The organism is Halomicrococcus pelagicus (genome assembly GCF_050954125.1).
This window is the reverse complement of record NZ_JBPBWC010000029.1, coordinates 23737-36025: the sequence shown is the minus strand read 5'-3', so window position 1 is coordinate 36025 and position 12289 is coordinate 23737. Positions and strand designations below refer to the sequence as shown.

10 protein-coding genes and 1 pseudogene are annotated in these 12289 nt (G+C 58.5%); 4 read left to right on the top strand and 7 right to left on the bottom strand.

Annotation, left to right across the window (positions count from 1 at the left end):
- Positions 1-72: 72 nt before the first annotated feature.
- From ACRYA2_RS25670 to ACRYA2_RS25645, 6 genes are all read right to left on the bottom strand, one after another.
- Positions 73-627, bottom strand: coding sequence for an AsnC family transcriptional regulator (locus ACRYA2_RS25670; RefSeq protein ID WP_433634484.1), 555 nt, complete (start codon positions 625-627; stop codon positions 73-75).
- Positions 628-799: 172 nt separating this feature from the next.
- Complete coding sequence (locus ACRYA2_RS25665) at positions 800-1852, bottom strand: S66 family peptidase (RefSeq protein WP_433634482.1); 1053 nt, start codon at positions 1850-1852, stop codon at positions 800-802.
- Between the two features lie 622 nt (positions 1853-2474).
- On the bottom strand, positions 2475-2789 hold the full coding sequence (locus ACRYA2_RS25660; protein ID WP_433634480.1) for a hypothetical protein: 315 nt from the start codon (positions 2787-2789) through the stop codon (positions 2475-2477).
- A 489-nt stretch (positions 2790-3278) separates the two neighbouring features.
- Entirely contained in the window at positions 3279-4058 is a 780-nt protein-coding gene (locus tag ACRYA2_RS25655) for a DUF7847 domain-containing protein (protein ID WP_433634478.1), read from the bottom strand.
- 139 nt (positions 4059-4197) lie between these two features.
- A complete protein-coding gene (locus ACRYA2_RS25650; RefSeq protein WP_433634476.1) occupies positions 4198-7287 on the bottom strand; it encodes an MEDS domain-containing protein in 3090 nt (1029 codons plus the stop codon).
- A gap of 479 nt (positions 7288-7766) precedes the next feature.
- Positions 7767-9077 (bottom strand): MFS transporter, encoded by a 1311-nt coding sequence (locus ACRYA2_RS25645; RefSeq protein ID WP_433634474.1) that lies wholly within the window; start codon positions 9075-9077, stop codon positions 7767-7769.
- A gap of 360 nt (positions 9078-9437) precedes the next feature.
- Here ACRYA2_RS25645 and ACRYA2_RS25640 point away from each other — a divergent pair, with 360 nt between their 5' ends.
- The 4 genes and pseudogenes from ACRYA2_RS25640 to ACRYA2_RS25625 all read left to right on the top strand — a co-directional run bounded on the left by ACRYA2_RS25640 (position 9438) and on the right by ACRYA2_RS25625 (position 11757).
- Positions 9438-10676, top strand: a complete 1239-nt coding sequence (locus tag ACRYA2_RS25640) for an MFS transporter (protein ID WP_433634472.1) — start codon at positions 9438-9440, stop codon at positions 10674-10676.
- Between the two features lie 196 nt (positions 10677-10872).
- Positions 10873-11181, top strand: a complete 309-nt coding sequence (locus ACRYA2_RS25635) for a thioredoxin family protein (protein ID WP_433634470.1) — start codon at positions 10873-10875, stop codon at positions 11179-11181.
- Positions 11172-11573, top strand: a pseudogene (locus ACRYA2_RS25630) (zinc ribbon domain-containing protein); the annotation flags it as partial. The gene ACRYA2_RS25635 and the pseudogene ACRYA2_RS25630, both read left to right, overlap by 10 nt.
- Positions 11524-11757 (top strand): SHOCT domain-containing protein, encoded by a 234-nt coding sequence (locus ACRYA2_RS25625; RefSeq protein WP_433634468.1) that lies wholly within the window; start codon positions 11524-11526, stop codon positions 11755-11757. The pseudogene ACRYA2_RS25630 and the gene ACRYA2_RS25625, both read left to right, overlap by 50 nt.
- A 51-nt stretch (positions 11758-11808) precedes the next feature.
- Here ACRYA2_RS25625 and ACRYA2_RS25620 read toward each other — a convergent pair whose 3' ends face one another.
- Positions 11809-12258 (bottom strand): universal stress protein, encoded by a 450-nt coding sequence (locus ACRYA2_RS25620; protein WP_433634466.1) that lies wholly within the window; start codon positions 12256-12258, stop codon positions 11809-11811.
- Positions 12259-12289 lie beyond the last annotated feature (31 nt).

Sequence of the window (12289 nt, the reverse complement as noted above, 5' to 3'; positions counted from 1 at the left end):
CGGGAGTCCACGCGAAAGCCCCACCCTCAACGAAGCGAACGGCAAAGCCGTGAGTGAGTAGGGTGGGGTAGTTTACTCTTCAGGTGAGGCGGTGCCGTTGGTGAGGGGTTTGTGCCACGCCTTGTAGGTTTTTGTCACGGGGGCGATCTCGTACTCGGCGACGAGGCCGTTGCCTTGGAACTTCGTCCGGACGTACTCTTTGATGTCGGAGAGCGTTGCGTGCCACGTCCGCACCAACAGGTCGTGGTCGCCCATGTACTCGTCGATTTCGTAGATGAGTTCTTCCTGGATGATTTCGTCGATGAACTCGGTCACCTCCTCGTTCGTTGCTGTCGTATCGAAGCGCAGCCGGACGTCCGCGTACGCGAGTTCTGCGCGCTGTAACACCATCACGGCGAGGATGTCGATGATTCCCTCTTCGATCAGTTTCTTCCGTCGGCGGCGAGCGGCAGTCCGAGATAGCCCGACTCGTTCACCGAGTTCAGTATCCGAAATTCGGCCGTGGGTGTTGAGTTCCCGATAGATAGCGTAATCAGTCTCGTCGAGGTGTTCCTGAAGAATCTCCCGCACCTTTTCGTTTTCAATCCAGTCAGGAGCACTCGGGTCGGTCCCACTGGTGTCGCTCATACCGCTTCCACCACGACCAACCAGAAAAAACGCCGTGCTTCCCCACCCCCCGGCCGATCCCAGGCTAGATGGTTTTCCTTTGGTCCGGAGTGAAATCACACTAAATACTGCCAGAAGTCGCGTGCTGCAGACAGAGGGTACAGTCGGTACGACAGGTACTGTTTACTTCGTCTCACTCGAAACTGATTTCGTTGGCTTTCGGATCGATTGTTACAGTTCCACCGATCGGAACGGGGACGATCGGATTTGTATGACCAAAATCGACATTGAGAACGACCGGTGCAGTCGGATTATACCTAGTGAAGATATCGATGATAGTCTGCCGTACTCGTTCTCGATAGTCCTCGCGATCGACTTTCGATCGGTCGACGAGGTGTGAACGTGCTTTGATCCGACCGACGAGCAACCCATCGAACCGTTCGAGTAATCCTCGCTCGCCCATCCCCAGGAGCATCCGCTGGACAACCCCAGGCTCGGGTAATTCCTCCGAGGTCTCTAATACTAACACCTTCCCGTCGAGTGCTTCAGGCGACGGAACATACTGATTTGCGGCCAGTTGTAAATACGTAACTTCGAAATTGCCGCCCCAGGTTCGTCCCTTGGCGAAAGCTTGCCCGCCGTGCCACGACCACCCGGGATTCTCGTCCATTTCGGGAGACTGATCAAGATTCTCGGGATCGTCCCATCCCAAATCTTGGTCTGTAAACTCGGGGGCAGGCTGAATTGGTCCGATCGAATCGTCGAAAAAAGCCGACTGAAGTCCAGACTCTAAGTACTCGGGCAGCGGTCCCGGAATGGCGAACTCGGTGAGTACGTGCCCGCCATAGTACGAGACGAGACCGTGGTTCCAGAGAAACTGTGCGAGATTCGTATTATCGCTGATGCCGTAGAATCGCGTCGGATTCTCCCGGAGTAGCTCTCCGTCCAGATGGTCAAGAACCCTGATCTGGTCGTTCCCACCGATTGTCGCGATTACACCACTAATATCCGGTGCCGCGAATGCTTCTTCAATATCCTCCGCTCGCTTCTCGGGATGGGCGTACAGGAATTCATCATCCTTCTTCGCCGTCGGGAACTCGACCGGTTCGAGATCGAACACGGAGCGAATTCGTTCGAGACCCCTCTCGTAGACGTGCGGGAAGGTCGCCGCAAGCCCAGACGCAGGAGACACGATCGCTACTTTATCCCCCCGCTCGAGAGGCGGTGGAGCAATGAAGTCGGTCATATCTCTCGTTCCTTGCCCCGTCAGTATATCCTTGGGCCACATGAAACGCTGGGTGGGATACACGCTGTGTATCTCGCAGCACTTCTCCGAACTTCCGAGCAGCTGTCAGCAAGAGCGTGCGAGATTCAGAGGGTGTATTCAGTAGACAAGTATCGTTCTCGTCCGTCAACGGTAATGCCGACGCTCAGTAGCGTCGGTACGGAGGTTACGGAAAATTGAGGAGAAAGCCCCGTGCGTCAGCGTGGGGATGAATCCGACAACGAGGACGCCACCCACGAACAGTAAGGAGCTCGACAGCATAGCCAGACGTAAGCACATCAGGCGAAAATTGGAGTTGGATTCGGGTCTCCGTCACCAAAAAGCAACCCTGCGTCGGATGGCTACTCAACCTGCGTGGTTGAGTCGGGTCGATGGCACGGCCTGTGAGGTGCAAGCGGATACCCAAGCACACCACGCCTCCGCTGGAGGCCCGACGCACTACTCACAACCCACAGCCGAGACCCCGATGGTCTCGGTCAGGGTGCCTTCGGGGACGCACGAACGGCGTGCTCTCCCACGAAGAAATCCTTGCCCTTCAGGGCGGGGAGGATGTCAAAGTCCGCGCGTCAGTACTAAAATTGAGTCAGTCAGCGTGTGACGGGGAGGAGTGCGTTGCATTTGTGGTGTCCGTCTGTGGCGTCGTCGGGGATGAGTCCTGGAGTGGGTTCGGTGAGCGGAGGGCGACGATTGCCAGCCAGATACTGCCGGTGAGGAATGCGCCGAGAGCAGAGAGTGCCATGTCCATGGTGAAGAACGCGGTTGCGTAGACGAGGCCGATCACCGCGGATGGGAAGCTCGTGTTGAAGGGGACGTTTGCCATGGAGTCGCGGAGGGTGGGGAGGAGGGCGATGAGGGAGAAGACGTTTCCTGCGAGGAAGACGACGTCTTGCCACATCATCGTCGATCACTTTGGTTTCTGTAGGCTGCGAGTTGTGTTTGAGTCGTTTTCTCTTTCATCACTACAGGGTAGGGGACGAAGGCAGAAAAAACTTACTCAGTTCTGTGTAAATATTTTTGCGAACGATTCCCCCGCTAAGCACTCGCACACCAAAATACCACACAGGTGAATAATTATAATAGACGTAAGAAATGATGCACACTGCTCAACACGACAGCCACCATCGAGAATGAGTCACCGCCAACTACCGTGAACTATCGGCGAACACTTACTGCACAGACTCCGACGTTTCATCACCACAACCATCCCCGTACTGAAGATGAGTAGTACACCGAAAAGCCCGCTAAAGAACTCATAGTGACTGGAATCATATAGATTTGTGAGGCGAATGTCCTTCCCTCCTGCGCTACTCGTTCGCGTTGCTCCTTGAGGAAGGGGATCCGCCTCGCAAGTTAGGTGAGAAAATCTGTGGTGTGGTCGCGATTCTGGTTAGGCGGCCGGACGGCCAACGGTGGAGTCCTCGCTGATTGTTTTCCCGCGGTCGTTATCGTCGCGAGTTTTGAGTTCGGTGTACGCCGTCGCGAGCACAGCGGTCGAGAAGACCGTCGTAATCGCGCTGGCGGCTTGAGCGAACACGAGGGCGACGATGTCGCCAGTGAGGCTACCACTGGCAAGGTCGCCGAGCCCGAAGACGGCGTTGACGAGCGCCGTGAGGAGTAACACTGCCACACCCAGCGTGAAGAGGCTGAAACGGTAGCCGTGCGTCAGTCTCCAACTGCTGCGGAATGCCGTGATGAAGTTCTGGTCTTCGACGGCCACGTAGACGGTCCAGAACGCCAACGCCACGAGCAGGAAGATACCCGGAATGATGAACGCAACGAAGCCCAGTGCGACGATAATCCCGAAGACAATCGCCCCGACGATGACGTTGATTGCCGCCCAGCCTATATTCCGCGTGAAGTACTCTCGGGGAAGGCGTTCGGTCTCGTCGCTTACGAACACCCGAATCGCTGCAATACTCACAACGAGCAACCCAATGCCAAGCACTAACGAGATGACACTAGCAACTACCGGCGGGACGAGCAACGTCGGATTCGCCTCGACACTACCTGGCGTAAACTGCTGGCTCATCATCCATTGGCTGACGCTAATCCCCAGTAGTCCGTTGACCAACGAGATAGCGAAAATGACACCCATGAGAACGAGGCCATTACGCTCAATCGTCCGCCGGTAGCCCTGCTTGACAATGTTTGTGACGTTAATTGACATAGTCAACTGACTATACGCTGCGGATGATGATATACATAGCAGCTCATTCTCGTCCAACGCGACGACGAACCTGCGAACCTCGCCTTAACCGTGGACTCAACCCCCAGTGGGAACCCCACGGCTTTAGCCGTGGGAAGAGTCAGGTAACGTTGCGGAACTCGAACCGGGCACCACCAGCCTCGCTTTCAGTGACTGTAACGTCCCAATCGTACACCTCGGCAAGCTTCTGGACGAACGCCAACCCGAGGCCGGTCCCACCGTTGTCCGCGGCCGTGGTGTATCCCTCGTCGAACACCGTGTTGCGGTCCTCAGGCGGGATACCAACGCCGTCGTCGGCCACGTAGAACCCGTCATCGAGATCGCCGACGGTGACGGTCACGTCGCCCCCACCATGTTCGACGGCGTTCTCGAGCAGGTTCCGGAACAGGTGGCGGACGTACGTCTCGTCGATCCGTATCGTCCGGTCGAGGTCGACGTCGAGCGTCGCGTCGAGCGTCTCCACGGTCTCCCACGCCTCGCGGGCCACGTCCGCGGGGTCCACCGGAGTGCACTCGTCGACGGCCTCGCGACCCCGGGTGAGTAGCAGCAGGACGTCGATCATGTCCTCGATCCGGTCGAGCGACTCGGTGATGTAGCCAACCGCCTCCGGGGCTGCGTCCTCCGGAAGTTCGTGACAGTACATCTGGCCGATCATAGTGGGATTCCGAAGTTCGTGTGCGAGCATACTCGCAAACGATTCGAGCCGGTCGTTCTTCTGCTCGAGTTGGGCTTCCCGGTGATTGCGTTCGAGTTCGTAACTCACGCACTGCCCCATCAAGTCGAGGAACGCCCGCTCGGCCTTAGTGAACGGGTTTCCTCGCGGCGCTTCGGACGAGAAACACAGCAACCCGTGGACGTCGGTGCTGACGCGCACAGTCGTCGCGAGATACGTGTCTAATCCGTACGTCTCGTAGGCGCGGTCGTCGGTCCACCCTATCTCGGCCGCGTCCGATACGGCAAGCTGGCCGGACGACGCGAGTAGTTTCTCGCAGTACGTCCCGTCGAGCCGGGCCGATTCACCCGGCTCGATCAGGTCGTGGGGGCCGATCGCGTCGACGACCTCAACCGCATCGTCGCCGACCTCGTTGAAGTACGCATTCTCGAGGCCGAACCGCTCGCGGCCGAGTTCGAGCAGGCTGTCGAGTTTCTCGTCGAACGACGCCTGCAAGTCGGCGACGATGTCGTATAGCTCGCGCTGGTATCGCTCGTGCTTCTTGCGCTCTTCGATGTGCCGAACGTTCGCAAGCACGAGGTCGCGGCCATCGAGCGTGATCGCTGACGCCGACACTTCGGTCGAGAGGTCCTGGCCGTCTTTGGTACGGCAGTGAAGCTCCTCGCTCCACGCCGACCCCGTCTCGAGCACCTCCTCGAGGAACGCGTGGAACTGCTCTAACTCGTCGGGGTGAGTGTCAGAAGGGCGGAGTGACGAGAGTTCGTCACGAGTGTACCTAAGCATCTCGGCAGCCGCCGGGTTTACGTCGACGAAGGCGTCCGCGTCAGGGTCGACGAGGAGGATGGCGTCGTTGCTCTGCTCGAACACCGTCTCGAACCGCGTCTTCGTCTGCCGGAGCTCTGCTTCACGTTTCTTCTGTTCAGTCACGTCACGGGTCAGCGCGACATGGACGGTCTCACCGTCCGGACGTTCGAGCGGTGCGGCGTGCGACTCCATGTGACGGCGCGTCCCATCCAACCCGATGATGTCGAACTCTAGGATTTCGCGTTCGCCGTTACAGACCCGTTCATTGAACTCGCGGAACCGTTCGCGGTCCTCGGGAGCGATCAGGTCGTAGATGCATTCGCCGGTCACGGCCGCTTCCTCGGGAGCTTCCACCATCTCCAGTCCGGCGGAGTTCATCTGGAGGAGGGTGCCGTCGGGGGCGACAGTCTTGATGCATTCTGGCGTCGTTTCGACGAGTGCACGCAGATGCTCTGTCCGTTCACGGAGTTCGCGCTCGCGTTCCCGGCGCTCTAGTTCGTAGCCGACCCACTGACCCATCAGGTCGACGAACGTATGCTCCTCATCGCTGACCGGCGTCTCGCGTGGCTCGGTCGACAAGAACCAGAACGTCCTGTCCATCTCGCCATCGACTGCGACGTGGGTTCCGAGGTACGTCTGAACCTCGAACTGGTCGTAACACAGTTGCCCCTCAAACCTCGCGTCGACCGGATCGGTCACAGCGACCGTCTCGCTGTTGTCGGTCGCCAGTCGACAGTACGTCTCTGAGAGCGGGTACTGTGCGCCCGCGACGAGGTGGTCGTGGTCACCGCTGACCGCCTCCACCTCGAAGTAGTCGGTCTTCGGGTCAATTTTCGCAATGCCACCTATGTCGAGGCCGAACTGCTCGCGCCCGAGGTCGAACAGCGCATCGAGTTTCTCCTCGAATGACGTGCTCTCGGCCGAAATGTGGTAGAGGTTCTGGAGGAAGCGGTCGCGTTGCTTGAGTTCGGTTTTGGCCTCGGTGCGGTCGTGAAGCGTCCGGAGCATCCGCTCGTTTTCGCGGGCGAGGTCGTCCTCGCCGAACAGTTCCTCGGGCGGCGTATAGTAGAAGTTGTGGCAGGCCGCCCCGTCGTAGATGAGATGGGGGTGGGTCCGAACGATGTTATTGATGACCTCCGGTGTAAACAGGTCGCGGTCGTACTGGCAGATGGCGAGCACGTCTTCGGTATCGAACAGATCGTTGATCTTCGACTCGTACTTCATTAACTGCTCGACCGTGGTGTCGTCGGCCTCCATCCACGACATCTCGGCGACGAGCCGAAGCGCCTCGAAATCTTCGGTGGCTTCGGCGGCCGCGTCGGCGTAGAACTGAATCATCTCGTCGGGGTCGAACGACCCGTTCTGGAGGTAGGTCTCGTCGACAGTGTAAAACGTCAGTGCCCCCGAATCGAGCGCGGCCTCGACGTCGATGCCGGCGTCCTGCAACGCCGTCCGCACTTCGGTTTCGGTGCTCTGGTCGACGACGTACGCAATTTGTTCACCCTGGTCGAGACCATGGCGAACGAACGGAATGGCCGCCTCGAATTTCTCCGCGGGCCTCTCGTAGATTTGTGCGAAGTGATCATTGCAGTTGTGGCCGTCGAGGTCCTCGACGGGACCGTGGAACTCGGGGCTCGACCGGAACGCCTCGAGCCCGGTCTCGAGCGTTACAGGATCGCCCGTGGCGGCGGTTGGGGATGCATGCTCACTCATGGAGATTCCCTTCCTTTACTATGTGACCGTAATCCCGTGACTCTCCCATTCTGTGTCCCATTATATATGCAACCAGTGTCTGGGTCGGAAAAAGGTTACTGTGACAACAGGGATAGTTTGTGATGAAGACCTCCTCTGTATTCAGCACCCGATTCGTGTCAGCCAGGGAAGTTTCAACAGGGGCCAAACACGGTGGCCGGTACCTGCTTTCCCTCCCGTTGGCTCCTAGCCGATAAATGCCGATACAACTGCCGTACTAACGGGTAGCCGTACGGCGCCAGTCCCGAACTGCGTCCCGAAGGCGGCGACGACGCTGAGACGTGCATCACCGACTCAATCACTCGGACTGAGACCCAGTTGCTCCCATACATTGGGGCGAATGTGACGCTTACACAATAGCGGCCCCGTCGCTGTCCAGCGAGCGCAGAAGCGGCCACAATCTCATCTTTCACACGGGCGACTACTGTTAACGAACGGGCTCAATCTGCAGGCTGGACAGCTGTCGATTCTGACTGTTCTTGTCTGGTCGCTCGAATCGCCATGGCCACAAATGCTATTGCAGCAGCGCCAGCACAGCCCGCAGCCACCCAAAATGCAACCAGCGCCGAAGTTGCATCCCAAATCGCCCCGACTGCCACCGGCCCGATCAGTTGCCCAATCTTCCACGAGATTGACCGGAGCGAGAAACTTCCGGCAACAGCGTCAAGTCGTTCTCCCTCTTCGACGAACAGCGTCATGCTGGCAGGCAGCCGAATGCTGTCACCGACTCCAAGGATGCTATAGGCAGTGAATAGCCCAAAGAACGCAGGTGGGAGCACCATTGTTTTCCCGGCTGCCGACAAGGAAACAGTTGAGAGGATTTGGGTAGCAGACCCGGCTAACGGGATGAAGATGATTCCGACCGCGTAGACAGCCGCACCTGCGAACACGAACTTGTAACGGTGCTCTGCTTGATCAACAAGGGTTCCCATGCGGCCTTGGAGCACGGATTTCGTGAGTTTCCCGCCGGCGAGAATTCCGCCGATAGCTAGGGGATTGATGCCAAATTGTGTTTTCGCATAGATTGGCAGGAAGATGATGACGGCCATCTTAGCGATGCTAAACCCGAAGCGGAACGACACAAGTCCACGAATGGCTGGGCGTTTCAGGAGTGCTTTGAGCGTGTCGAGGCCGGATGAGTCTGTGGCTTCCGTTTGCTGACCGGGATTGTCTCGAAGATACCGATAGACGGAAAGCGTGGCGAGAGTGGTGACAGCGATGAGGACGGTGTAGGTGGTTTGAAAGCCATAGGTGTAGAGGAGGAGTCCGCCGAAGATGGTGCCAGCGAGACTGCTAAAGGCAGCCACCTGATTGTAGCTGCCGAGCCAGAGACCACGTTTTCCGTCGGGGCTGATTTCGCCGACGACGGTGCTACCGGTGATCCAGAGAAGGCTGGCGCCGATGCCTTGGAGGGCACGGAGGATGATAACGTGTTCGACAGCGGTGACGAAGGTGAAGCCGGTGAAAATGGCGATATTGAGGAAGAGGCCGGCGAGGAGGTAGCGTTTGGAGTTGCCGGTGTCGATGACCCGCCCGAGCGGGAGTACGATGAGGAACTGTGTGAGAGCGAAGACAGTTCCGAAGAGACCCTCGACGGTGCCGGTGGTTTGGAAGAGGTCGGCGTACATGGCGAGGGCGATGAGGATGGTGGAGTAGGCTTGGCTGCGGGCGAAGGCAGTGCTTGCGAGTGCGATGAACTCCTTGTTCTTGAAGAGTTCGAAGAGTGAGGTAGCGTCGTCTGCGTTGGTCACGGTGGCTCACCCCTAATAGCCGCCCAAATATAACCCTAATTACAGAAAGAATCTCATGGGTGAGAGAATTCCACCCAAACACGAGAATCTTCCAGAACTCCCCTGCTCACCTGCGCTTGCACGAGGTACGGGTGAACCGCCTCGGGGTCACGTGGTTCGAGACGCCGACGGCGTCTCGTCATCACAAGAGAGCGAAGCTCTCTCGAACGACCCCGAGGCACTCGGCCTGCTCCACCTGTAGACACGCTCTTCAGCGCAATCCAATTGGAAGGCAGTGTTTGCCGCATGGCTCTTCAATTTCTGTCTTCAGGAAGAAACACCAAACGGTTCGATGTTGCTCCAAGAAGGGGTACAGAGACCGTGAACGACCGACTAAACACAGGAAGTTCTCGACATGAGACACTAGGCCTGCTCATCGGCTTTTTCTTGCTTTCGACAGCGGCCGCAGCCTACGAAATCGCCCCGGCGAGCGTACTGCCGCTGATTCAAAAATCGATCGGGCTCAAGGCGAGTACGGCGGGCTGGCTCGTCAGCATCATGTACGCGACTGCGGTCGTCACTAGCGTCCCCGCCGGCATCGTCCTCGACCGCTTTTCGGTCCGTAGGGTGATCGTCTTCGGCACCGGCGCACTCGTCGTTGCAGGTGCTTGGGGCTGGCATGCGGCCACTGCCGGCGCGTATCTCTGGCTACTCGTCTCGCGCGTGCTCGGCGGTCTCGCGTACGTAATCTTCTGGAACGCGGGTGCGAACGTCGTCGGCAGTGCCGTTGCGCCTCGATATCGGGCAACCGCCGTTGGTGTGTTCACCGCGAGCGCACCAGTTGGATTCGCACTCGGTCAGTTCGGCAGTCCCCTCGTCGCAAACGTCGCCGGCTGGCCTGCGATCTTCCCGCTGTATGCCGCCATGGGCGTCCTCGGCGTCACTATTTTCTTGCTCGCGACCCGTCACCACGTTCCCGGCGTCGATGCGGCTGCGCCGGACCGGACGGCGCTGCGCAAGTTGTTCACTAATCAGGCGGTCTGGATCGTTTGTGTCCTCTGCTTTCTCGCCTACTCGCTGTACCTCTTTATCAATACGTGGCTACCGAGCTACCTCACCAACGGGTTCGGCATCTCGCTGGCGGCGAGTGGCCTGCTAACCGCGCTGTTCCCGGCGATTGGAGCTATCGGACGGTCAAGTAGCGGTGTGGTCTCAGAACGGGTTTTCAGCGGGAAACGTCGCCCCGTTGTAGTGTCGTCGTTCATCGTCGCCGTACCCGCTGTCGTCGCCTTTGCGTTCGTATCGCAGCTTGGGTTCGTCGGCGGAGCGGTGGTCGTCGTCGGCTTCGCTATCCAACTCGTCACTGGACTGCTCTTTTCGTACATCGCCGAACTTGTCCCGCCGGCGGTGGGGACCACAGCTGTCGCGCTGCTAACGAGCGTTGGTCTGTTCGGCGCGTTTGCCGCACCTATCGCCGCCGGCACCATTATCGATCGTGCTGGCTACAGCACGGCGTTCCTCGTCGCCGGAGGAGTCGCCTTTATCGGTGTCCTACTGGCGCTGCGCGCGCCCGAGCCCAACCAAGAGCGCGCATCTCACCCCGCTCACTCCACTGATTAGGTAGCAGTAAAAGCCCTGGCACTCCTTTTCCCATCGATCACAACTTTGGGTGTCTCCCCGAGCCCGGAGTATGCGACTCGAACAACGATCCCAGGGATATCTCCCGTAGGATTCCTTTGAATCCAAAATCTGAGACTGCCTTAGCTTTCAGATGTTAATAGAAATGCGCAAAAGGCACAAGACCATACTATCAAATGTGACCGAAGTACTCCTCTTCACGCAGGAGACGTGCGGGGCATGCGCAACGCAGCAAGAGAAAAACAAGGGCATCGAGGACGAGTTCCCTGACGTCAAGTTTCGAGAGGTCGACATCCAGAAGGATCTGGAGACGGCCGAGGAGTACAGCGTCCGGAAGACGCCCACGACGCTCGTGTACGTGAACGGCGAACAGACAGCCGAGTTCATCGGGATCGTTGACCAGGACGACCTAGAGGCAGCTATCGAGAACGCAAACCAGCAATCGACCGGACTCGTACAACGGCTCGCCAACATCGTACACGGATGAACCGACGCTTGCACCACCTCCCCTTCCGTGCCCTTCAATACTACACGTCGTACAAGGCGTCGTTTGAGGGCATCCCGACTGGATGGATTGACCCGTACAAGACGAGCCAGCGGTGTCCGATGTGCGGACACGCCGAGAAAGCAAATCGCAACAAGAAGCGGTTCAAGTGTCGGTCGTGTTCCCATCAAGACCACAGCGACCGTGGTGCAAGCGTCAACATCGCCGTGAAAGGCATCGAGAAGCATCAGGACTGGAATGTGCCTGCTCTCAACAGCCTTCCCGTTGTTCGGACGGTGCGACGGCAGGTATCGGGGGCCGTGGACGCCCCGACCGTGACCCACGATGCCGTTCGAGGGTATCAGACCGATGGTATCGTGGGAGTGTCCGATTAATCTACGGGAAGCCTCGGGGCTTGACCCCGAGGCGGTTCACTGGGTGCTGGGTCAAGATGATGCACCTCCCAAGAGTGACGATTCCGCGATGGAAACCCTCCAGCGCCGTTACGCACGAGGTGAGATCGACGAAGAGGAGTTCCAGCAACGCTGTGAGCGATTGATGAAGAATCAAGAGAACTAAAGCCTATCTTTCTGCGAGGAGGGAATCCCGCCGTTTACGGCGGGGAGGATGTCACTCACTGACTTCAGTTTTTATGACGGTCGCTGGCCGGGTCGTCAATCGGAGGACTCGGTCGGTGACACTCCCGAGAAGCGCGCGGTATTCTTCCGGTCGGCGTTTGGTTCCGAGCACGAGCACGTCCGCGTCGTGGTCGTCTGCATACTCCACGATGGTCTTAGCGGGGCGACCGTGGTGCATCGCCGTCTCGACGTCGACGTCGGCCGCCGATGCTCGGCGACGGAGCTCCGAAAGCGTCTCCTCCCCGTGTTCTTCGAGACCGTGTTCGGGGCCTTCGGCTTCGTCGACGAACTCGTCGCCGCTGTACGCAGTCACGACGTCCTCGTCGACGACGTAGAGTACGTGGAGGACGGCGTCATGAGCGGCTGCGAGGTCGAGTGCGTGCGCTTCAGCCTGTTCAGATGCGACCGTGCCGTCCGTCGAAAGCAGAATCCGATCGTACATTCAATTGGATTTCAGCGGCAGGGATAATAAA

Coding starts and splice junctions, on each gene's coding strand:
- ACRYA2_RS25670 (WP_433634484.1), bottom strand. CDS start 627: ATGAGCGACACCAGTGGGACCGACCCGAGTGCTCCTGACTGGATTGAA.
- ACRYA2_RS25665 (WP_433634482.1), bottom strand. CDS start 1,852: ATGACCGACTTCATTGCTCCACCGCCTCTCGAGCGGGGGGATAAAGTA.
- ACRYA2_RS25660 (WP_433634480.1), bottom strand. CDS start 2,789: ATGATGTGGCAAGACGTCGTCTTCCTCGCAGGAAACGTCTTCTCCCTC.
- ACRYA2_RS25655 (WP_433634478.1), bottom strand. CDS start 4,058: ATGTCAATTAACGTCACAAACATTGTCAAGCAGGGCTACCGGCGGACG.
- ACRYA2_RS25650 (WP_433634476.1), bottom strand. CDS start 7,287: ATGAGTGAGCATGCATCCCCAACCGCCGCCACGGGCGATCCTGTAACG.
- ACRYA2_RS25625 (WP_433634468.1), top strand. CDS start 11,524: ATGCCGTTCGAGGGTATCAGACCGATGGTATCGTGGGAGTGTCCGATT.
- ACRYA2_RS25620 (WP_433634466.1), bottom strand. CDS start 12,258: ATGTACGATCGGATTCTGCTTTCGACGGACGGCACGGTCGCATCTGAA.